The organism is Amycolatopsis sp. NPDC004772 (assembly GCF_053601215.1).
Map to the genome: position 1 here is coordinate 14,140 of NZ_JBSGBK010000015.1, position 21,855 is coordinate 35,994.

A 21,855-nucleotide genomic window follows, 5' to 3' on the forward strand; every position below is an offset into this window, starting at 1 on the left:
GCGCTACAGGACGATGTTGACCAGCCGGCCCGGCACCACGATGACCTTGCGAGGCGAGCCGTCGCCGACCATCGCCGCGACCTTCTCGTCCGCCAGCGCCGCCGCCTGCACCTCATCCTGCGAGGCGGACGCCGGCACCGTCACCCGGGACCGGACCTTGCCGTTGACCTGGATCGGGTACTCGACCGAGTCCTCGACCAGGTACTTCTCGTCCACCACCGGGAACGGGCCCTGCACCAGCGAATCCGCGTGGCCCAGCCGGTGCCACAGCTCCTCGGCCAGGTGCGGGGCCAGCGGCGCCAGCATCAGCACCAGCGGCTCGGCCAGCTCGCGCGGCGTCGACGCGGCCGCGCCGTACACCTTCGTGACGTGGTTGTTCAGCTCGATCAGCTTCGCGCCGGCCGTGTTGAACCGCATCTCCGCGTAGTCCTCGCGGACGCCGGCGATGGTCTTGTGCAGCACCTTGCGGTCCGCTTCCGAAGCGTCCTCAGTGGACACGCGCAGCTCGCCGGTCGCCTCGTCGACGACCAGGCGCCACAGCCGCTGCAGGAACCGGTGCGCACCGACGACGTCCTTCGTCGCCCACGGGCGGGACATGGCCAGCGGACCCATCGCCATCTCGTAGAACCGGAACGTGTCGGCGCCGTAGTTCTCGGCCATCTCGTCCGGCGTGACGACGTTCTTCAGGCTCTTGCCCATCTTGCCGTACTCCTGGGTGACCTCTTCGCCCTCGAAGAAGTACTTCCCGTCGCGCTCCTCGACCTGCTCGGCCGGGACGTAAACACCGCGCGCGTCGGTGTACGCGTACGCCTCGATGTAGCCCTGGTTGAACAGCTTCCGGTACGGCTCCTTGGACGTCACGTGCCCCAGGTCGAACAGCACCTTGTGCCAGAACCGCGAGTACAGCAGGTGCAGCACCGCGTGCTCGACGCCGCCGACGTACAGGTCGACGCCGCCGGTGTCGTCCGCGCCGTACTCGCCGGGCCGCGGGCCCATCCAGTACTGCTCGTTTTCGGGCGCGCAGAACGTTTCCGGGTTCGTCGGGTCCAGATAGCGCAGCTGGTACCAGCAGGAACCCGCCCAGTTCGGCATCGTGTTGATGTCGCGGCGGTACTTCTTGACGCCGTCGCCCAGGTCCAGCTCGACCTCGACCCAGTCCGTCGCGCGCGCCAGCGGCGACGACGGCATCGAGTCGCGGTCCTCGGGGTCGAACGTCACCGGCGAGTAGTCGGCGACCTCGGGCAGCTCGATCGGCAGCATCGACTCGGGAACGGCGTGCACTTCCCCGTCGGAGTCGTAGACCACCGGGAACGGCTCGCCCCAGTAGCGCTGGCGCGAGAACAGCCAATCGCGCAGCTTGTACTGCACGGTCCCGGTGCCGGCGCCCTTCTCCGACAGCCAGTCGATGATCGTCTTCTTAGCTTCGGCGACGTCCATGCCGTCCAGGAAGCCCGAGTTGATCGCCGGGCCGTCGCCGGTGAACGCCTTGCCGTCGAAGCCTTCCGAGGGCTGCACGGTCCGGATGATGTCCAGCCCGAACTTCTCGGCGAACTCCCAGTCGCGGACGTCCTGGCCGGGGACGGCCATGATCGCGCCGGTGCCGTAGCCCATCAGTACGTAGTCGGCGACGAAGATCGGGATCTGCTTGTCGTTGACCGGGTTCGTCGCGTACGCCCCGGTGAAGACGCCGGTCTTCTCCTTGTTCTCCTGCCGGTCCAGCTCGGACTTCCGCGACGCGGCGACGCGGTACTCCTTGATGGCCTCGGCGGGCGTCGCGGCGCCGCCGGTCCAGCGCGAGTCGACGCCCTCGGGCCACGCGGCGGCTGTCAGCTTGTCGACCAGCGGGTGCTCCGGCGCCAGCACCATGTAGGTGGCGCCGAACAGGGTGTCCGGCCGGGTCGTGAAGACCTCGATCGCGTCTTCGCCGGTCTTGAACGTGACGCGGGCGCCGTGCGAGCGGCCGATCCAGTTCCGCTGCATGGACTTGACCTTCTCCGGCCAGTCCAGCAGGTCCAGGTCGTCGACCAGGCGATCGGCGTACGCGGTGATCCGCATCATCCACTGCCGCAGGTTGCGGCGGAAGACCGGGAAGTTGCCGCGCTCGCTGCGGCCGTCGGCGGTGACCTCTTCGTTCGACAGGACCGTGCCCAGGCCCGGGCACCAGTTGACCGGCGCTTCGGAGATGTACACCAGCCGGTGGTCGTCGATCACCTTCTTCCGCTCGGACGCGCTCAGCGCCGCCCAGTCACGGCCGTCCGGCGTCGGCCGGGAGCCGTCGGCGAAGGCGGCCTCCAGCTCGGCGATCGGGCGCGCCTTGCCCGCCTCGGTGTCGTACCAGGAGTTGAAGATCTGCAGGAAGATCCACTGCGTCCAGCGGTAGTACTCGGGGTCGATCGTGGAGATGCGACGGCGTTCGTCGTGGCCCAGGCCCAGGCGCCGGATCTGGCGCAGGTAGGTCCGGATGTTCTCCTCGGTCGTCTTGCGCGGGTGCTGCCCGGTCTGGACCGCGTACTGCTCGGCCGGCAGGCCGAACGCGTCGAAGCCCATCGTGTGCAGCACGTTGCGCCCGATCATCCGGTGGTACCGGGCGAAGACGTCGGTGCTGATGAAGCCCAGCGGGTGCCCGACGTGCAGGCCGGAGCCCGACGGGTACGGGAACATGTCCTGGACGAACAGCTTGTCGCTGGGCACCGGCTGCCCCTCGACGGCGAGCGGCCCGACGGGGTTGGGCGCGTGGAAGGTGCCCTGGTCGGCCCAGTGGTCCTGCCACCGCTGCTCGATCTGACCCGCCAGCGCGGCCGTATACCGGTGCGCCGGGACGTCGGTCCCTGTTGTCTCGGTCATCGCCGTCTTCCTTCGCGTATCGAGCTACTCCAGAAACAACTCGACCCCTCAGCCACCAGGGCATGAGGGGTCGCCGCGCCGGCCGGGCCGGGCCCGGTCAGCGCGGCAGGCTAAGGAGCAGCCGAGCCGTGTTCATACCTTCATCGTAACTTGCTGGTCAAAGCCGTTCGGAGGGGACCGCCAGTGCGACGAACTGGGTGACCTGGGTCGCGGAGAAGTTGTTGTCGCTGACCAAGATCAAGCTACGCTCGCCGTCCGGCAGCTTCGGGCCCCAGGTCATGCCCTCCAGGTTGTCCACAGTGGACAGGCCGAGGTCGGCGGCGTCGAAGAGGAACCGCTTCTTCACCGGTTTGACGTGCTTGGCGCCGGCCAGCGACGGCACGTTCAGGACGTTCGTCGCCCCGCTCGTGTCGATCTCGTAGACGCGCACCTTGTTGCCGGCGCCGTCGCAGATCAGCGCGTAACCGCCGGGGTCGCGGCGAGGATTCCCCCGATCAGGGCAGCGGTCAGGACGGTGGACAGTACACGCGGTGACATGGCCTGTAGCACAGTCGATCAGGGTATCCGGCAGGTTGCCGGGACGTCACGCTTATCCTTGACCCCGTGTTCGCTATCGCGCTGGTTCCGGTCGTGCTGGGTCTGCTCGTCGGTTTTGGTGGGTTCCTCGGGTTCCGCGAGCGCTTGACGCGCGAGGGCGGCACCGGGGTGCGCACGGAAGCGGCGCTGCGCAGCGAAGAGGCGTTCAAGCTGGCCAACCGCGTCGCGGGCCTGCCGACCATGGCCGGGGGCGCGATCGCCGTGCTCACCGGGCTGGCCGGGCTGGCCATGCCGACGACCGGGGGCCTGGTTTCCGCCGCGCTCGCGGGCGTGCTCGCGATGCTCGTGCTGGTCATGGGCGGTGGCGTGCTCGGCAACCGGGCCGCGCTGACCGTGCCCGCCCCGGCTCCGGCGGCGCCGGCCGGCTGCAGCGGCTGCGCGTGCGGCGCCGGCGGCTGCGGCGTCTTCAAGAAGGACGACGCCTAGTTCCGCTGGAGGTCGCCCGGGTGGGTGGCCAGCAGGGCGAGCGGGATGCCCTGCCGGCGCAGGACCTGGCTCCACAGGTCGCCGTCCGGCGAGGCCAGGATGTCGCTCGGCAGCGCGGGCACGATGACCCAGTCGTCGCGCTCGATCTCGCCGGCCAGCTGCCCCGAGTCCCAGCCCGCGTACCCGGCGAAGACGCGCACGCCGCGGACCTTCGGCACCAGCGCTTCAGGGTCGGTGTCCAGGTCGACCAGCGCGACCGGGCCGCGGACCGCGATCACGCCCGGCACGCTCGCCGCCGTCTCGCCGGTGCGCAACGCGGCCAGGCACAACGCCGTTTTCTTCTCGACCGGGCCGCCGACGAACACGGCCTGCGGCTCGGCGACGTGCCCGCCCCAGTTCGGCAGCACGTCGTGCACCGCGACGTCGCTCGGCCGGTTCAAGACCACGCCGAGCGTGCCCTCTTCGCGGTGGTCGATGACGAACACCACGGTCCGGCGGAAGTTGGGGTCGACCATCGTGGGGGCGGCGACCAGGAGCGTTCCCGGTTCAACCTCGGCGTCCGCTGGCACGCGACCCATGATCCCACCCTTGGCCCGGCGAATTACTTCGGCTCGGGAACAATCGCCCCACGAGCCCCGTTTGAAACATGTGGCCGGCGCACTCCGTGTCCCCCGGGCTCACTGAAGAACCGCCTTTGTGGAATACCGTCCGGCTGGAGCCACACTGCGCATAGCCGCCGAGAGGCGACCTCAGTGCGCCGGCCACCCTCTACTCTGGCTTCGTGACGATCAGCGCCCGGACGGCGACCGCGCGAAGAGGCCCTCGGGAGCTGCTCAAGGACCCGGACTTCCGGCGTCTGCTCTTCACGCGCTTCGCCGCGAGCTGGGGCGACGGCGTCTTCCGCGCCGGTCTCGCGGGCGCGGTCCTGTTCAATCCCGAGCGTGCCGCCGATCCGCTGGCCATCGCGGGCGGGTTCGCCGCGCTGCTGCTGCCGTACTCGGTCGTCGGGCCGTTCGCCGGCGCGCTGCTGGACCGCTGGGACCGGCGGAAAGTCCTGATCTTCGCGAACCTCCTGCGCGGGCTGGCGATCGTCTGCGCGTCCGCCGCCGTCGGGTTCGGCTTCGGCGGGCTCGGCCTGTTTTCGCTGGCCCTGGCCGCGGAAGGCATCTCCCGCTTCATCGGCTCGGGGCTTTCGGCGTCCCTGCCGCATGTGGTGGAGGAAGAGAGCGTCGTGACGGCGAACGCCTTCGCCACGACGCTCGGCTCGGTGGTCGCGGTCATCGGCGGCGGCTGCGCGATCGGCTTGCGCGCGCTGTTCGGCAGCAACGACGTCGGCTCGGCGGAGACCACGGCGTTCGCGGTGCTCGGCACGCTGGTCTCGGCGTTGATCGCGCGCGGCTTCGCCCGCGGCGTGCTCGGCCCGACGGTGGTGGACGAGCCGACGAACCCGGTGCTCGCCGTCGCGCGCGGGCTGGCGGACGGTGCCCGGCACGCCTGGCGCGCGCCCAGTGTCACCGCCGGCTTCATCGCGCTGTTCGCGCACCGGGCGTCGTTCGGGGTGTCGCTGCTTGTCACCGTGCTGCTGATGCGCAACTACTTCACCGACCACGGCGTCTTCCGCGCCGGCCTGCCCGGGCTCGGGCAGATGGCGGTCCTCGCCGGAGCCGGGTTGCTGCTGGCCGGGCTGCTGACCGCGCGGCTCATCCGCCGGTTCGGGCGGCTGCGCGCGGTGCTCGGGTCGTTGCTGTTGGCGGCGATCGCCCAGTCCGCGCTGGGCCTGCCGATGCTGCTGCCGCTCGCGCTGGTCGCGTCGTTCGTGATCACCGGGGCGGGGCAGGTGCTCAAGCTCTGCGTCGATTCGTCGATCCAGCTCGACGTCGCGGACGAAGCCCGCGGCCGGGTGTTCGCGCTGTACGACACGCTGTTCAACATCACCCAGGTCGCGGCGGTTTCCCTGGGCGCGCTGGTGGTGCCGGACGACGGCCGTTCGCCGGGCCTGCTGATCGCCGCGACGGTCTGCTACCTCGTCGGCGGAGCGGGGTACGCGCTCGCCCGGCGGCGTGCGATTCGCTGACGCAAACACCCGAACCGGTCACGAGGACTGCTCCATTGGCATTAGGGTGACGGCAAGTCATTAGTAGGTTCGAGGGACACCGGGGGCACCTGTGACCACCGCGGGCGACGACCGTGCGCAGCTCGAAGCACGCAATGCCGCGATGAAGGACCGGATGGATACCCTCCTGGAGAACTTCGAGCGGCAGACCGCGCAGCTGCGTGACGCCCAGGCCGCGGCCGCCGAAACCACCGCCCAGGTCAGTTCCCCCGACGGGCTGGTCCGCGCCACCATCGACGCCGGCGGCAGCCTCGCGAAACTCGAATTCGCCCCGACCACCTTCGAGCGCACGACACCCGCGCAGCTCGCGAACACCGTCCAGTCGCTGGTGCGGCAGGGATCGTTGCAGGTCAAGCAGAAGATCGCGGACCTGATGGCGCCGATCACCGAGGGGCTGCCCGACCTGTCCGACCTGGTCGAGGGGGCGCCTTCGCTGGCCGGGCTGGTGCCGCCGATCCCGGAGTTCCTGGACGAGGAACCGCCGCCTGCCCCGCGGCCCGAGTCGTTCGAAGAAGGCGGCTCGATCCTGCGCAACGAGCAGGCGCCGCCGATGCCGGCCCCGAAGCCCGCTCCGAAGCGCGTCCGCCCTCCGCGTGACGACGACGAGGAGCCACCGTCGTCCTGGATGACGAGGGGCGACTGATGCCGGACGGGGGTTCCGGGTTCACCGCGGAGCCGGACGCGGTCGTCCGCGCGTCGAACGGCCTGGTGACGGCGGCCGACGCGCTCGACAACGCGGCGAAGGCGCTTTCGTCGGCGCTCGCCGCGCAGGGCGAGTGCTGGGGCGGCGACGAGTCCGGCAAGGAGTTCGCCAAGGACTACGTGCCGGGCGCGCAGGGCGCCGTCGAAGGCTTCACGAACCTCGTCGCGGGGTTGCGGGGGATGCAGCAGAACGTCGCCAAGTCGATGAAGGCCCTTTCGGGGGCGGACGAAGACGTGACGTCCCAGCTCGGCAAGGGGCAATGACGCGTGGGTATGGAGATGCCCGACGCGGTCAAGTGGCTGCTGCCGATCGTCGTCGGGGAGAGCTGGCCCGAAGGCGACGAGACGAAGCTGCGCGCGTTGCGGGACGCGTGGCACACGGCGTCGTCGGCGATCGGTCCGGTGTCCGAGACGGGCAACCAGGCGGCGTCCGGCATCCGCGACAACTGGACGGGTGACGGCGCCGACGCGTTCGCGGAGCAGTGGAAGAAGTTCGTCGAGGGCGACGAGGCCTACTTCAAGCAGCTGGCGGACGCGGCGAAGGCCCTGGGCGATTCGTGTGACCAGACGGCGCTGGACGTCGAATACACGAAGTACATGATCATCATTTCCCTGATCGTCCTGGCGGCCCAGATCGCGGCGATGATCGCGGCGGCGGCGGTGACGTTCGGCGGCTCGACGGCGGGGATCGCGCCGGCCCAGATCGCGACCCGGATGACCGTGCAGATGCTGTTCCGGCAGCTGCTCGAGAAGCTGGCGCAGCAGGGGTTCAAGCAGGTCGCGAAGGAGCTGCTGGAGAAGCTGCTCAAGCAGGGTCTCAAGAAGATCGGGATGGAGATCCTCAAGAACGAGGCGATCAACCTCGGCATGGACGCGGGCATCCAGGGCCTCCAGATGGCGAAGGGTGACCGCAAGGACTGGGACTGGTCGAAGACCTCGGACGCGGCGATCTCGGGAGCGGTCGGCGGCGTCGTGGGGGCGGCGTCGGGTTCGATCGGCCGCGGAGCGACGGAGGGGCTCTCGCACAGCGCGGGCGGCCAGGTCGCGGACGCGGCGATGCGGGCCGGAGCGCGGGGCGCGGTCGAGGGCGTGGCGCAGACCGTCGGCCAGGCGGCGGTGACGGGGGATCTGGGGTCGCTGACGCCGGAGCAGCTGCTGATGGGCGCTTCGAGCGGGGCGGTCGGGGGTGCCGTTGGGGGCGCGAAGGAGCAGCTGCACTCGGTTCACGAGGCGAACATTCCGCGGGCGGACGCGGATGGGGACTCGGGTGGGTCCGGTGGGTCGGAGTCTCGGTCGGAATCCGAGTCTCGATCGGGTTCGGAGCCTGAGTCTCGGTCCACCTCGGAGTCTGAGGCTCGGGGCGAGTCGTCTTCGGAGCCTGAGTCGCATCGCGAGTCGTCTTCGGAGCCTGAGTCGCGTCGTGAGGGCGCCTCCGAGCCGGAGTCGCGAGGTGAGGAGCCGGCATCCGCGCCCGGGTCGCGGGGTGAAGAGCCTCATCAAGCTTCGTCCGCGCCGGAAACGCGCAGCGAGCAACCACGCCAGGAGGCGGCATCCGCGCCGGAGTCGCGAGGCGAAGAACCTCGCCACGAAACCTCCTCGGCATCCCCCGCGGAACGCGAGCAGCCACGCCACGAGACGGCCCCGGAACCACGCGTCGACGAACCTCGGCGCGAGGCACCGCCGGAGTCGCGGACCGCGGCCGAGCCGGAGGTCCGCCGGGAGCCCGAACCGCAGCAGCGTGCGGAGAGTCAGCCAGCCGCGTCGCAACCGGTAGCCGAGCACCGCGCACCGGAGGCGTCCCGGCCGAGCGTGGACCAGCAGCCGGAGCACCGCGAGACACCGGCGCAGAGTCACCCATCGCCGGCAGGCACGTCACCCCAGGGCGGCTACGGAATGGCCCAGCCGGGGTTCGCCCCGGAGCCGGGTCGCCAAAGCGGACGCCCCCAGGAAAACGTCGGAGCGGCCGGCTTCACGGGCGGCCCGAGCCAGCCGTCCGCGACGGATGGGGGGCCGTTCCAAGGCGGACCGTCACCGCAGCAGGCACCCCCAGCGGGCGGTTTCACGCCCCCACCGCCGGGTGGGTTACCGAACGGCGGCGGAGCGGGCACCCCTGGTCCGCGACCATCCGCGCCACCGACCGGCGAGCAGCCCCGACGGGTTCCGCCGCAGGACCCCCGCCGGATGCTGCAAGGCGGTCAGCCGCCGAGTGGGTATCGACCAGGCGGCCAACCCCCGCAGGGCGGACGGCCGCAACACGGTGGCCAGGCGCAGCATCTCGGTGGCCAGCCGCCGCACGGTGGCCAGCCGCCGCACGGCGGGCAGCCGACCCAACCGCCACACGGCACGCAACCGGGCGGGCAACCGCTGCACGGTGGGCAGGCCGCTCAACCGCCGCACGGCACGCAGCCGGGCGGGCAGCCGCTCCACGGTGCGCAGCGGGGTGGGCACCCGCCGTTCAACGGGCAGGCACCTCGACCTGGCGGCCAGCCGCACGGCGCGCCGACGGCTCACCCCGGTGGGCAGCCGCAGCACGGGATGGAGCCGGGCGGGCAGCCGCCGCACGGTGGGCAGCCGCCGCACGGTGGGCAGCCGCTCCAGTCCGGTGGACAGCCGCCGCACGGGGGACAGCCCGGTGGGCAGCAGCCGCACGGGACACAGACTGGCGGGCAATCGCCGCTCGGCGGGCCGGCGAGTCAGCCCGGTGCGCAGCCAATTCATGGGGCGCGGCCTGGCGGGCAGCCGCCGCTTGGGGGGCAGGCGGGTCAGCCTGGTGGGCAGCCACCGCACGGGGCGCAGCCCGGTGGACAGCCGCCCCTTGGGGGACAGGCGGGTCAGCCTGGTGGGCAGCCACCGCACGGGGCGCAGCCCGGTGGGCAGCCGCCCCTTGGGGGACAGGCGGGTCAGCCTGGTGGGCAGCCACCGCACGGGGCGCAGCCCGGTGGACAGCCGCCCCTCGGTGGGCAGGGGACTCAAGGCGGTGGGCCGCCGCTTCGTGGGGGGCAGGCGCCGCTTGGGGGGCAGGGCGGTTTGCCGCCGCATTCGGTTTCGCCTGGTTCTCCGGGTGGGCCGCCTCCGTTGCCTGCTGGGGGACGTCCGCCTCATGGGGGTGGGCAGGGGCCGCAGGGTGGGTTGCCTCCCCGGGATCCGCGCGGGGTGCCGCCTCAGGGCGGGCAGCGGCCGGGTGGGTATCCGCATCAGCCTCGGGGTCCGCAGGGACCTGGGCCGCACCCGGGTGGGCGGCCGCCGATGCCGCCGCCGCCGGGACGGCCGCCGCATGATCCTCGGCTGGGGCCGGTTCGGCCTGCTGGGCCGCCTCAGGTTCCGCCGCCTCGGTTCGGGCCGCCGCCGGAGCACCTGACGCCGCGGGGGCCGTTCGAGCCGCCACGGACGGGGGAGCAGCCGCGGCCGGCCGAGCACACGCCGCAGCCGACGGGCGAACAGTCGCCGTTGGGCGAGAGGCCGGTCGGTGCCGAACGGCCGGATCCGCGCACGCCTGCGCCCGCCGAGCAGACGCAGCCAGGCGCGCCTGGCGACCAGCGAACGCCCGCGGACGGAAGCTCGCCCACGGCCGATCGCGAGCCCTCCCGCGAACGCCCGGCCGAGCAGCCCGCTGGCGAACGGATGGACCAGCACGCAACCGGGCAGGACCACGCCGACGAACCGGCCTCGGCTGCCAAGCAGCCGGATCAGCGCGCGCCCGGCGAAGACCGCGCCGGTGAACCAGTCCCGGCTGCCGAGCAGCGGACGGCTGGCGACGAACGCCACGCGCCCGGGCAGGACCACGCAGGCGAGCCACAGGACGCAGCAGCTCACGAGCGGCCGGGCGAGCAAGCCACCGAACCTCCCCAGGACCACGCCGCCGGCCAGGACCGGACCGACCAAGACCCGGCCGCACCTCACGACTACGGGCAGCCCCGCCTGGACGAGCCCTACCTCACCGATCCTCGGTTCCACACCGACGATCCCGCCGGGATCAGGCGGATCGAGGACACCTTCATGGACTCCGGGCACCACAGCCGGGTCGATGGCGAGTGGCGGCACGAACAGGTCCGGCGGGAGGCGCTCGCCAAGCGGGACCTCGCCCATCCCTGCATGTCCGATGCCGGGGCCGTTGCCGTGCACGCCTACACCCGGTACGAGATGGTCGGCCCGCTCAACCACGCCCTCCGGATGGGTGGGCCCGAGCTTCCGCACCTCGCTCCTCAGGCCGCCGCGCTGGTCTCGGGGCTGAACGAGCTTCCGCCGCACGAAGGGGTCGTTTCGCGGCGGGTCGACTTCAAGGGTGATCTCTCGCGGCTGCAGGCCTTCCTCGCGCGGTTCCACGACGGTGCGCACATCACCGAACCGTCGTTCCTCAGCTCCTCGAAGGTCGACGCGCAGCACCCGCGCAGCAAGTTCCCCGGCGAAGTCGAGATGCGGATCCAGTCCAAGACCGGGCGGGACGTCGAGGACCTGGCCAGCCTCAAGGACGAGCACGAAGTCCTCTTCAAGGCCGGGACGCAGTTCAAGATCACCGGCATCGAAGAAGGCCCCGGGCACCCCAACGCCAACCCGCGTCAGCCCGGCGAGCCGCACTACATCGTGCACGCCGAAGAGGTCGCGCCCGGGGAGCCGGGACATCTCGGTGAGGCCGATGCCCGCGAGGCGATCGAGCAGCGCCGGGCCGAGGAACGCGCCGACGAAGCGCGCCGGCAGCGTGAAGCCGACGCAGAGCTCGAGCAGTTCTACGCCGAGCACCCCGAACACAAACCGAGCGGTGATCTGGCCGGCAAGCTCAACGCCTTCGACCCCCCGGGTGCCGAACCGCTGCCCGAACGGCGGCCGCCGGCCACCGGGGAGCCGGACGGGGGGTGGGCGCAGCTTGCCGAGCCGCTCACTCCGGGTGGTCAGCCCGTGCTGCACGCCGGGTCCGTCGAGACGCCGCAGCAGCACGCTCGCCTCGTGCGGGACGCCGTTCCCGAGCTCGGTGCGGTCAACACCCGCAACCACTACAGCCCGGACGGCCTCGAAACCGGCTACCGGACCAACGCCGCCGAATCGATGGCCGCCTTCGATCGGCGGATGAACGGCGAGGACGTCGTGGCCGGGCCGGCTGGGCAGCAGAGCGTGGGCGAACAGCTCGGCGGGCCGTGGGACAGCCGCGGGAGCTTCGACGACGTCGCCCGTGACCTCGGCGAACGTCCCGTCGGGGCACGGACCGCCGTGGCCTTCGAGCTGCCGGACGGGGAGTCGCGGCTCATCGCCGGCGTGCACACCGAACACGGGGTGCTCTTCGCCGATCCCGTCACCGGGCGGCTCGCCGAATTGCCGCACGACGCCACCGGGATCCACACCTTGCCGCTCGGCGGCGGGGACGCGCCGCCGCACCACGTCGTCGAAAGCGCGCCGATCAGCGACCGGCTCAACCCGCCGTCCGAACGCGTCGTGCACGACGAGGGCTACCTCTTCGACCGCGAGCACCGCGGCACGCCGGCCGACCACGAGAGCATCCGCCGGGCGGTCGGCGACGAGGACATCTACCAGCAGGTCCACGACCGCGCGCTGGCCCGCCGGGACGCCGCCGGGCTGCCGGTCACCGACGACGGCGCCGTCGCGCTGCACGGCTACACCCGCGGCGAGTACGCCTACGACGTCAACGAGGCCCTGCGCCGCGGGCCCGGCCACCCCGGCTTCGACCTCGCGCAGCAGAACACGCGCGCGATCGTGGACGGCCTCAACCAGATCACGCCCGAGTCCGGCGAGACCATCCGCGCCTACGACGTCGGTGGCGACCCGCACCTGGCCGACCTGGTCGCCAAGCCGTACGAGCCGGGCTCGGTGATCGTCGAGCCCGCGTTCTCCAGCGCCTCGATCAAGACCGGCGAGTTCTCGACGTCGAAGTTCGGCGACGACATCGAGCTGCACGTCCGGTCGGACAACCTGCGCGACATCTCGAAGCTCGCCGAGAACCCGGGCGAGCGCGAATCGCTGTCGCCGCCCGGGACGCAGCTCCTGGTGCACGAAAAGCGGCTGGAGATCGGGCCGGACGGCCGCCGCAAGTGGGTCATCGTGGCCGAGGAGATCGGGCCCGGCCACCCGCGCTACCTCGAGCCCGAGGCCGCGCGCGAGAAGATGGCCGAGCGCCGCGCCGAGAACGACCACAACGCGGCCGAGTTCGAGCGCCGCAAGCAGGCGGCGATCATGGAACGGCTCGGCGGCCTCGGCGAGCCGGAGCACGTCACGCCGCAGCCGGAGCACCAGTCGGTCCACGACGTCCAGGACGCTCCCGCGGCACCGCCGCCGCCCCCGGTGTCGGTCCACGACTACTCGCGGCTGGCCCGGGCCACCAACCCGCCCGCCGAACCCGCCATCCACGCCGGCGGGACGACGCCGTCGGAGCGTGCGGCCTACGTCCACGACCGCCACCCGCACCTGCGCGACGTCAACCCGGGCTTCCACCAGCCGGGCGCCTTCGAAAACGGCTACCTGACGAACTGCACGCGCGGTCCCGAGGCATACCTGGACCGGCAGCGCGGCGGCGACATGACGGCCGAGCCGATCCTGCCGCACGAAATGGGCAGCCGCGGCACGCTCGAGCACCTCGAGGGCCGGTTCGGGGAGACCTTCTCCGAGCGCGGCAGCTACGACGACGTCATCCGCGAGATGCGGGGGAAGCCGCTGGACCACCACGCCGTGGTCGCGGTGAAGTACCCGGGCCCGAACGGCGTCGAGTACGGGCACGTGGCGATGGTCGTGCACACCCGCGAAGGGGTCGCGTTCATCGACCCGCAGTCCGGCGACCTGATGCACCTGCCGCAGCCGGCGACCAGCGTCAAGCTGATGCACATCGGCACGCCGGACGAGGTACACGCCCGAAGCGAGCACGTCCAGACCGAGCACGGCCCGCACGAGGCGCACGGCGGCTACGGGGCCGCCGAGCCGGTGGGCGCGGACCGCTTCCTGGGCCGCGAAGACCTCCGGGCCGCGCTGGCGCACCCGGACCTGGCGAACGCGCACGTCGAAGCCAAGGACGAGCTCGGCCGCGCCCACGACCTCGGCCCGCTCAAGGACTACCTCGAAGCCCAGCTGCCGAACCGGCCCGAGCTGGTCCGGCTGCTGAGCGACGAGGCCAACGCCTACGTCGCCGACTCGCTGGCCAAGCGCCCGCTCGCGCTGGGCAACCTGCTCGCGCACGACGAGGCCGTGCGGATCTTCGAGGACTCCCTGCGGGACGTCCACGAGCAGCGGGAGCACGGCACGCTGCCGGAGGAGATCCCGGCGGAACCCCAGCACCTCGAGCTGGGCGAGACCGAGCGGCGGGTGTCCGGGGAGGCGACCGCGGACAACGCCCGGTACGAGGACGCCGACCGCCGTCAGCCGCCCTACCCGCGGGAACACCTCGGCAACGCGACGGAGTTCAAGAAGTACCTGGACGGTGTCTACGAACGCGCGGAGGTCGCGATGGCGAAGCTGCGCGAGGTCGTGCCGGAGATCGCGGCCGAGACCGAAGGCGAGCCGGACCTGCGCAAGACGCTCAAGGGCCGGGGCCGCGCCGAGGACAAGATCGAGTCCAACTACGGCGGCGACCCGTCGCGGCTGACCGACATCGCCGGCGGCATCGTCCGCTTCGACCGGATCGAGATGCTCTACGCCGCCCTGGAGAAGATCCGGGCGCGCGACGACATCGAGATCGTCGAGTTCGAGGACCGGTTCGTGAAACCGCAGCCCGCCGGGTACAGCGACCTGCAGATGAAGGTCCGGATCGACGGGCACGTCGCCGAGTTCCGGTTGCACCTCAAGGCGGTCGACGCCGTCTCCGCCTACGACCACGCGCTCTACGAGGTCCGCCGGGACATCAAGGCCCGGGCCGTCGACGAAGGCCCCGGGCCCGACCCCGAGACCGGGAAGAAGCGGCCGCGGCCGTACACCGCGGAAGAGCAGGCCCTGATCAACGCCCTGCTGAAGCGGGAGCGGGAGAAGTTCTGGGAAGCGCTGAACAAGAGGCCCGAGCAATGACGATCGAGACGCCGGCGTACTTCCGGCACCACGACAGCCCGTACCGGCTCGACAAGACGGCCGGCGGCGGGCTGGCCGGCTTCATCCTGAGCCTGCGGACCGGGCGGTTCGTCGAGGACAACGACAAGATCGACGACGTCCTCTTCGCGCAGGCCGGGGACATCGGGGCGCTGAGCGAGCAGCAGTTCGTCATCCGCACCGAAGACCTGCGGCGGGAGTACCTCCGCGGCGGGGGACCGATCTTCGCCCTCTACGACACGATCAGCGCCATGCACTCGGTGGCCCGGGACGAGGGGCGACCGCTCGGCCGGGAGGAGGCCGCGCTCAAGGTTTCGCTGTACGGCCGCACTTTCCGGATGTGGGAGGACGAGTTCGCGCGGCTCGACGCCGGCGAGCCGCCGACCTTCGGCTACACCTCGACGTTGGCGCAATGATTCACGTGGAACATCGACTTTCGCCCGACGAGCAGCGCACTCTCCTGGTGCGCCTGGGAAAGCTCGTGCGCGAGCACCGCGTCAACGCCGAGGTGCCCGCCGTCGCCGACTTCCGGCAGGTCGGGACGCACACCGAGACCGCGGGCCACAACACGGCGGTGCCGGAGGAACTGACCGGCATCTTCACCGAGCTGCGCGCCGGGATGTACGCCGACGGCCGCGGCACCTGGCTGCAGGCGCGGTTCGCCCTGAACCCCGACGGCAGCTTCGACTTCGACTTCGCGCTCGACGACGATCCGGTGTGGACCGACGCGCCCGAGCCGGCCGCCTGGCCGGAGGAGCTTGCCGCGTTCCCGCGGGCCGACGAGCACATCCCGGACTGGTGGCGGCTGCGCGCGCAGCTGCCGCTGGGCGTGGTGTTCCGGCACGCCGACGCCGGCGGCCCGGACGTCGAGCGCCCGCCGCTGACCGACACCGAGGTCCCGCTCGTGCTCCAGTACCTCGAGCGCGAGGCCGTCGTGCACGAGACCGAGGACGAGCGCTTCCACACCGACGGCACCTGGATCTGGTCCGACGCCGTCCCGCTGCTGCTCGCGAAGCACGGCGTGCCGCCGGAGCCCGACCTCGTCGCGCACATCCGCCGGCACCACTTCCAGCCGCCGTACGTCGAGCCGCTGGTCCGGCGGACCGCCGAGGCGGACCTGCTGGGCAAGCCGCGGCCGAAGCCGGGCCGCGCCGACGTGAAGAAGACGGCCGGGGACGTCGTCGCCGAACTGGAGACGACGCCGGACCCGCAGCTCGACGACGAAGAGCTGCTGACCGTGCTGGTACAGCGGCTCGGCGAGCACGGGGTGTGGCCGGAGGCGTACCGGGTCGGCGAGCGCGCCGACGGCGCCTGGTGCCTCAACTACACGCCCGACGGCTGGGAAGTCGCCGCGTACGCCGGCGGGAAGCCTCGCGAACCGAAGTACTTCGCCCGGCTCGAGTACGCCGCGCAGCAGCTGCTGGGCGCGTTGCTGCTGCACCCCGCCCGGATGACCGCCGGGCACGAAACGCCGCGGGAAACCGCGAAGGAGCTCGACGACTGGCCGGTGCACCCGGCGCCGGGTGAGCCTCCCCTCACCCTGCTCCGCAACAAGCGCATCACCAGGCTGGTGGCGGGTACGGTCGTTCTGCGGTTCGGCGAGGAACCGGGCAATCTCGTTCACCACGGCGAGGTACGGTTCGCCACGACGTCGCTGCCGCTCGAACGCGAGCGGGTGCGGCGGAGCTACCGGCTCAGACGCCCCCTGCACGTGATCACCGGCATCACGGTCCCGTGGGCGAACCTGCCGGGTGGCGCGGTGGCCTTCGTGCTGCCGAAGACGATCGCCGAGCACGAGTCCGACGGAAGCCTGGAGAGGATCGAGTAGGTGGAAGCGGCGGAAGCGATTGCCAAGGTCGGCCAGTGGCTGCGCGCGGTGCACGGCCCGGACGTCTCCGGCCCCGCCGGGCTGCGGGTGGACACTGAGAAGGTGCTGCGCATCCCCGAGGGCTGGTCGGTGCCCTACAACACCATCGCGTTCCTCGACGAGGGCCGGCCGGAGAAGGAGATCTTCCCGCCGCCGTCGGTCGTCGTCCGCGAGCCGGACGGCGAGCTGCGCCAGGCGCACCCGCACCCCGGCGGGCTGTCCGTGCCGGTGGCGTTCCCCGGCCAGGAGAACTGGCGCGAGGTCGTCGACCCCGAGTACGTCAAGGCCGGGCTCGGCGAGCTGGGCGTGCCGCTGCAGGCCGTCGCGGGCTGGGTGAAGGTCGACGCCGACGGCAACCAGACCGGCGAGGAGCGGGAGAACCCCGAATACAAGGCCGGGCCGATCCGCCGCGGCTACCCGAAGCCGGAGAACACCCTCGAGACGCTGCTGTCGTTCGGCAGCGTCGGCTGGCTGACCCGGGAACTGCTGCTCATCGGGCTGATCCGGTGCGAGGTGTACGTCCCCCTCGACCTGGAAACCGGCAAGACCGACCGGTTCTACTTCGCCGAAGAGCGCAACGAGCTCAAGGTGTTCAGTTCGACCCGGCACCTGCCCTCGCGCGAACACGGCTGGTGGAAGGTCGACGTCGCCACGCTCGCCGAGTTCGAGCACCCGCCGAACCTGGTCATCAACGGCGGCCCGACGACCATCGAGGACGTCTCCAGCGGCGAGCTCGCGGAGATCGTCCAGCGGTTCCCGCGCCACGAGCCGCGCATCGACGTGCACGGCCGCTGCCCGGAGGCCGAGGAGGACCTCATCCGGGTCGCCACCGAAACCGCGTCCCGGATGGGCCTGCCGGATCCGGTGAAACCGCCGCTCCTGGCGGCCGAGAAGGCCCGTCGGCGCGGCTTCGAGCTGACCGCCGAGGAGTGCGCGAAGACCGTGCTCGGCGAATCCTGGCTGAAGCGGCTGAACATGCCGGAGCCGCCGCGCAGCAAGCCCAACGACCTGCGCGCAAACGGCCTGGCCCCGACGTACGACAACGCCGGCCGCACGGTCCCGCGGCTCGACACGTTCGGCAAGTACTTCGAGCGCGATCTCGACGGCTTCCGCTACGGCTGGCAACGCGTCACGGGCGCGTACGTCGGCTTCGCGCTCGGCGAGGCCCTCGGCGCGGCCGTCGACCGGATGATGCTGCACGACATCCACGCGAAGTTCGGCATCGAGGGCGTCACCGACCTGATCCCGGCGTACGACCAGCCCGGCCGGATCGGCTCGCTGACGCAGCGGCTGCTCTTCTACACCGAGGCCGTCATCCGCAGCCCGCACCGCGAGCAGCCGGAATCCCGCGAAGCCGAGCAGCTCTTCCCGGACGTCGTCCGCGGGGCGCTGCAGCGCTGGCTGCGCACCCAGGGTGCGCCGATGGACGCCATCGACGGCTGGCTCGTGCAGGTCCCGGACCTGCACGCCCGGCGGGACATCGACGACGCCGAGCTCAACGCCTACCACCAGCTCGCGACCGGGACGGCCGGCGCGCCGCCGATGAGCGGCCCGGCCGCGCTGATCCCCGCGTTGCCCGCCGCGCTGACCATGGCCGGCCCCGGCAGCGGGTTCAGCGGCGGAGCGCGGCAGGCGGTGCGCGAACTGGCCGGCGTCACCCACCCCGACGAGCAGGACCTGACCGCCGCGACCTACCTGACCTGGCTGTTCGAGCACGCGCTGACCAAGGAGGCGTTCAGCTTCCCGATCTGGAACACCAGCCGCGAGGTGCTCAACCCGGACAGCCAGTTCCAGCAGGGCCCGGAGTGGACGGCGATCAAGGACCTGGTCGCCGAGTCGGTGCCGTTCTTCGGCGAGCACGGGCTGCCCGACCTGCGGATGCCCGAGCTGATCGGCGACGGCAAGACGACGCTGTCGGTGCTCGGCCGCGCCTTCGCCGCGTTGTCGGGCTTCGAGAACTACCCGGAGCAGGCGCTGCTTCGCGCGGTCAACCACTCCGGCCGCAGCGCGCTCACCGGAGCGATCGCCGGGGCGCTGCTCGGCGCGCGCACCGGGATCCCCGGGCTGCCGCAGAAGTGGGTCGACCAGCTGGAGCTGCGGTACCTGGTCGAGAACGTCGCTTCGGACGCCTATTGGCACTTCGACCGGCACTCGGCGCTCAGCGCGCTCGGCGACGTCTGGATCGAGCGGTACCCGCGGCATTAGCGCGAGGATGGGGAGAATGGACGAAGAGGAAGCCGTCGCCCGCGCGCGGGAGTGGCTGCGCACGCAGCCCGGCGGCGACCGGCTGCGGATCCGGCCGGAGTTCACCGCGCGCCGCCCGGACGGCTGGCGCTTCACGGTCAACACGGCCGGCTACCTGGACGGCACGGACATCGGCGCGGGCCTGTTCCCCGGCCCGGTGGTCGTGGTGCCGGACGAGGGCGAGATCGGGTACGACCGGGCGGCGATGGCGAGCACGCCCGCCGAGGCGGAGTGGCGGCCGGACGTCGACCCCGAGTTCGACGAGAAGGCGTTCCCCGAACTGGACCTCCCGGTGCGAGCCGTCCGCGGCTGGACCAGGGCGAACGGTGAGTACCGGAGCAACGAGCAGTACACCGCGGGCCCGGTCTGGCGCGGGTACCCGGAACCCACGACCGACGCCGAGAAGCTGCTGAACTACCTGGCCGCCAACTGGATCACCCGCGCCGAGTTCGTCCGCGCCCTGCTGGACTGCGAAGTCCTCGTGCCGTTGCTCGACAACGGCGAGCCGCTGGTGCGGCCGGTCCCGGGCAGGAACGAGCGCGAAGTCATCGCCTACAGCTCGTCGGCGAAGGTGCCCGGGCGGTATCCGCGCCGCTGGCGGGTCCTGGTCCGGGAGCTGCCGGCGGCGTCGGGGCTGACGCTCGACCCCGGCACCGGCCTGGTCCGCAGCCTCACCGCCGCCGAACTCGGCACGACCGGCGAGCGCCGGCCCATCGTTTCCGAGCCCGCGCCGGAAGCCGGGCCCGAGGTCGCCGCGGCGCTGCCCGCGCTGGTCGCGGAGTTCGGCGTCGAGCCGCCCGACCTGCCGGCCCGGCACCTGCGGTACGCCCTGGACCACGCCCGCGACCAGCACTTCGAGCTGACGCCGGAGGAGTGCGTCCGGTATCTGCGCGGGTTCGCCTGGCAGTACCGCAACGGCGTCCGCCGCCGGGCCGGCCAGGAGCCGGAATGGCCCGCTGACCTGGCCGCGAACGGCCTGATCGCGCACGTGGACGAAGACGCCTGGCCGCACCCGGTGCCGTGGACGTTCGGCAAGTTCTCCGCCTTCGGGACGCCGCCCGACCGCTTCGCGTGGCACCGGATCGTCGGCGCGTACGTCGGCTTCGCGATCGGTGACGCCCTCGGCGGCGGCGCCGACCCGGCGCGCCCCCTGCCGCTGGGTGGCCTGACGCGGCACCTGCTGTTCCACACCGACATCGTGCTGCGCGGCCTGCCGCCGGTGCCGACCGGCGAAGTCCCGGCGACCCTGCCCGAACCGGACCCGGTGGGCTGGCTCGCCGTCGCGACCCGGCACGCCGGTCCCGCGCCCGCAGAGTTCTCCGCGCTGCTGGCCACGGCGTTGGCCGCAACCCCGGCCGGGGCGGTGGCGTTGGCCGACGTCGACGGCGAGCGGTACGCGAAGGACGTCGCCCGCGAACTGACCGGCAGCGCGGCCGGCGCCGAGGTGACCGAGGGCGTCGAGCTGCTGATTTCCCTGTTCCAGAGCCTGCTGACGCGGGAGCCGTTCGCGCTGCCGGTGCACGTCCGCCTGCACGAGGTGGGGGGCGATCTGGCGGCCTCGACGCTGGCGCTGCGCGCGGACCGCGACGCCGACGACGTGACGCAGCTGGAGTCCATCGGCGACGGCCGGAGCGTCCGGTCGGTGCTCGGCCGCGCGCTGTTCGCCGCGGCCAAGCGCGGGTACGACCCGGAGGCCGCGATCCGGCTCGCCGCGCGGTCCGGGCCGGTGGCGGGCGCGATCGCCGGTGCGCTGGTCGGCGCCCGCGTCGGCGTGCCCGGCCTGCCGTGGGTGGCGTCGCTGCCCGACCTCGGCCTGCTCGAAGACGTGGCCAGTGACGTCTTCTGGTACTTCAACCGCAACGGCCTCCGGACCGAGACCGCCGAGCACGCACGCTGGGAGCGCCGGTACCCGAGCGGCCGGTTCACCCCGGAACCGAAGGGACCGGACTTGCGATCGCGACTGCGAGGCAGCCTGCTGGCCGGGGCGATCGGCGACGCGCTGGGCGCGAAGACGGAGTTCGACTCGATCGACCGGATCCGCGAGATCGCCGGGCCGGACGGCATCACCGACTTCATCCCGGCGTACGGCGGCGTCGGCCGGATCACCGACGACACGCAGATGACGCTCTTCACGCTCGAAGCGCTGATCCGGGCCCACGCCCAGCAGCGGAAGACCGGGTCCGCGGACGTCGTCCACTCGCTGCAGATGGCGTACCAGCGCTGGCTGCACACCCAGGGCGTCACGTGGGACCGCGCTCGCGGGCCGCAGTCGGCGGTCGAGGCGGCCGACGGCTGGCTGATCACCCACCAGGAGCTGTTCAGCCGGCGCGCACCGGGGCTCACCTGCTTCGGCGAGCTGGAGGCGTACGGCCGCTCGGGCGTCCGGGGCACCATCGACCGGCCGGTCAACAACTCGAAGGGCTGCGGCGGCGTGATGCGTGCGGCGCCGATCGCGCTGTGGTCGGACGACCTCGCCGAAGTGTTCCGGCTCGGCGCGGAAAGCGCGGCGCTGACCCACGGTCACCCGAGCGGGTATTTGTCGTCCGGGTGCTTTGCGGTGCTCATGCACGGGCTCCTGCACGGAAAGCCGCTGCTCGACGCGGTCGCGACCGCGCGCGCGGAACTCGTGAAGCACCCGGGGCACGAGGAGCAGAGCGCGGCGCTCGACGCGGCCTTGGCGATGGAGGGCCCGCCGACGCCGGAGAAGCTCGAACGGCTCGGGCAGGGCAACGTCGGCGAGACGGCGTTGTCGATGTCGGTGTACGTCGCGCTGGTGACCTCGGACGCCGACTCGGCGTTGCTCGCGGCGGTCAACCACAGCGGCGACAGCGACTCGACCGGTTCGGTCTGCGGCAACCTCGTCGGCGCGATGTACGGCGAGGAAGCCCTGCGGAAAAGCTGGCTCGAAAGGCTGGAACTCCGCGAAGTCATCGTCGGCCTGGCGAACGACGCGCTCACCGAGTTCGGCCCGGATGCGCCGGCCGACGACCGGTGGTTCGCTCGGTACCCGGTCGACTAGGTTGCTTGGGGCTACTGGGGACGGGGAGGA

The 21,855-nt window shown here is 72.0% G+C and carries 13 protein-coding genes and 2 pseudogenes; 11 read left to right on the forward strand and 4 right to left on the reverse strand.

What is annotated here, in order from left to right:
- Positions 1-3: 3 nt before the first annotated feature.
- Positions 4-2,844 carry a leucine--tRNA ligase gene (leuS, locus tag ACWEF6_RS12360; RefSeq protein ID WP_449682997.1) on the reverse strand — a complete coding sequence of 947 codons (2,841 nt, stop codon included), beginning with the start codon at positions 2,842-2,844 and terminating at the stop codon, positions 4-6.
- Between the two features lie 157 nt (positions 2,845-3,001).
- Positions 3,002-3,289: pseudogene (locus tag ACWEF6_RS12365) on the reverse strand (esterase-like activity of phytase family protein); the annotation flags it as partial.
- Positions 3,290-3,447: 158 nt separating this feature from the next.
- On the opposite strand from ACWEF6_RS12365, the gene ACWEF6_RS12370 reads away from it, so the two are divergent.
- Positions 3,448-3,867 carry an SdpI family protein gene (locus ACWEF6_RS12370; RefSeq protein ID WP_310968375.1) on the forward strand — a complete coding sequence of 140 codons (420 nt, stop codon included), beginning with the start codon at positions 3,448-3,450 and terminating at the stop codon, positions 3,865-3,867.
- On the opposite strand, the gene ACWEF6_RS12375 is transcribed toward ACWEF6_RS12370, so the two are convergent.
- Positions 3,864-4,445 (reverse strand): YqgE/AlgH family protein, encoded by a 582-nt coding sequence (locus ACWEF6_RS12375; RefSeq protein WP_176173866.1) that lies wholly within the window; start codon positions 4,443-4,445, stop codon positions 3,864-3,866. The genes ACWEF6_RS12370 and ACWEF6_RS12375 overlap by 4 nt on opposite strands.
- Before the next feature lie 203 nt (positions 4,446-4,648).
- On the opposite strand from ACWEF6_RS12375, the gene ACWEF6_RS12380 reads away from it, so the two are divergent.
- The 4 genes and pseudogenes from ACWEF6_RS12380 to ACWEF6_RS12395 all read left to right on the forward strand — a co-directional run.
- Positions 4,649-5,941, forward strand: a complete 1,293-nt coding sequence (locus ACWEF6_RS12380; protein ID WP_449682998.1) for an MFS transporter — start codon at positions 4,649-4,651, stop codon at positions 5,939-5,941.
- A gap of 142 nt (positions 5,942-6,083) precedes the next feature.
- Positions 6,084-6,623: a YbaB/EbfC family nucleoid-associated protein gene (locus ACWEF6_RS12385; RefSeq protein ID WP_449683081.1), complete on the forward strand. Its 540-nt coding sequence runs from the start codon at positions 6,084-6,086 to the stop codon at positions 6,621-6,623.
- Complete coding sequence (locus tag ACWEF6_RS12390; RefSeq protein ID WP_449682999.1) at positions 6,623-6,946, forward strand: WXG100 family type VII secretion target; 324 nt, start codon at positions 6,623-6,625, stop codon at positions 6,944-6,946. Before ACWEF6_RS12385 ends, ACWEF6_RS12390 begins: the two co-directional genes overlap by 1 nt.
- A gap of 15 nt (positions 6,947-6,961) precedes the next feature.
- Positions 6,962-7,339: pseudogene (locus ACWEF6_RS12395) on the forward strand (WXG100 family type VII secretion target); the annotation flags it as partial.
- A gap of 1,425 nt (positions 7,340-8,764) precedes the next feature.
- Here ACWEF6_RS12395 and ACWEF6_RS12400 read toward each other — a convergent pair.
- A complete protein-coding gene (locus ACWEF6_RS12400) occupies positions 8,765-9,721 on the reverse strand; it encodes a hypothetical protein (protein ID WP_449683083.1) in 957 nt (318 codons plus the stop codon).
- 142 nt (positions 9,722-9,863) lie between these two features.
- Between ACWEF6_RS12400 and ACWEF6_RS12405 the strand changes: the two genes are divergently transcribed.
- From ACWEF6_RS12405 to ACWEF6_RS12430, 6 genes are all read left to right on the forward strand, one after another.
- Positions 9,864-10,040 (forward strand): hypothetical protein, encoded by a 177-nt coding sequence (locus tag ACWEF6_RS12405; RefSeq protein ID WP_449683084.1) that lies wholly within the window; start codon positions 9,864-9,866, stop codon positions 10,038-10,040.
- Positions 10,041-10,303: 263 nt separating this feature from the next.
- On the forward strand, positions 10,304-14,677 hold the full coding sequence (locus ACWEF6_RS12410; RefSeq protein WP_449683082.1) for a toxin glutamine deamidase domain-containing protein: 4,374 nt from the start codon (positions 10,304-10,306) through the stop codon (positions 14,675-14,677).
- Positions 14,674-15,111 (forward strand): hypothetical protein, encoded by a 438-nt coding sequence (locus ACWEF6_RS12415; RefSeq protein WP_449683000.1) that lies wholly within the window; start codon positions 14,674-14,676, stop codon positions 15,109-15,111. Before ACWEF6_RS12410 ends, ACWEF6_RS12415 begins: the two co-directional genes overlap by 4 nt.
- A complete protein-coding gene (locus ACWEF6_RS12420; RefSeq protein WP_449683001.1) occupies positions 15,108-16,523 on the forward strand; it encodes a TNT domain-containing protein in 1,416 nt (471 codons plus the stop codon). Before ACWEF6_RS12415 ends, ACWEF6_RS12420 begins: the two co-directional genes overlap by 4 nt.
- Positions 16,524-18,767 carry an ADP-ribosylglycohydrolase family protein gene (locus ACWEF6_RS12425; RefSeq protein ID WP_449683002.1) on the forward strand — a complete coding sequence of 748 codons (2,244 nt, stop codon included), beginning with the start codon at positions 16,524-16,526 and terminating at the stop codon, positions 18,765-18,767.
- A 16-nt stretch (positions 18,768-18,783) separates the two neighbouring features.
- The gene (locus tag ACWEF6_RS12430) at positions 18,784-21,825 is read left to right on the forward strand and encodes an ADP-ribosylglycohydrolase family protein (protein ID WP_449683003.1); all 3,042 of its coding nucleotides are present in this window, start codon (positions 18,784-18,786) and stop codon (positions 21,823-21,825) included.
- Positions 21,826-21,855 lie beyond the last annotated feature (30 nt).

Coding starts and splice junctions, on each gene's coding strand:
- leuS (WP_449682997.1), bottom strand. CDS start 2,844: ATGACCGAGACAACAGGGACCGACGTCCCGGCGCACCGGTATACGGCC.
- ACWEF6_RS12375 (WP_176173866.1), bottom strand. CDS start 4,445: ATGGGTCGCGTGCCAGCGGACGCCGAGGTTGAACCGGGAACGCTCCTG.
- ACWEF6_RS12385 (WP_449683081.1), top strand. CDS start 6,084: ATGAAGGACCGGATGGATACCCTCCTGGAGAACTTCGAGCGGCAGACC.
- ACWEF6_RS12390 (WP_449682999.1), top strand. CDS start 6,623: ATGCCGGACGGGGGTTCCGGGTTCACCGCGGAGCCGGACGCGGTCGTC.
- ACWEF6_RS12400 (WP_449683083.1), bottom strand. CDS start 9,721: ATGCGGCGGCAAACCGCCCTGCCCCCCAAGCGGCGCCTGCCCCCCACG.
- ACWEF6_RS12410 (WP_449683082.1), top strand. CDS start 10,304: ATGGACCAGCACGCAACCGGGCAGGACCACGCCGACGAACCGGCCTCG.
- ACWEF6_RS12415 (WP_449683000.1), top strand. CDS start 14,674: ATGACGATCGAGACGCCGGCGTACTTCCGGCACCACGACAGCCCGTAC.
- ACWEF6_RS12420 (WP_449683001.1), top strand. CDS start 15,108: ATGATTCACGTGGAACATCGACTTTCGCCCGACGAGCAGCGCACTCTC.
- ACWEF6_RS12430 (WP_449683003.1), top strand. CDS start 18,784: ATGGACGAAGAGGAAGCCGTCGCCCGCGCGCGGGAGTGGCTGCGCACG.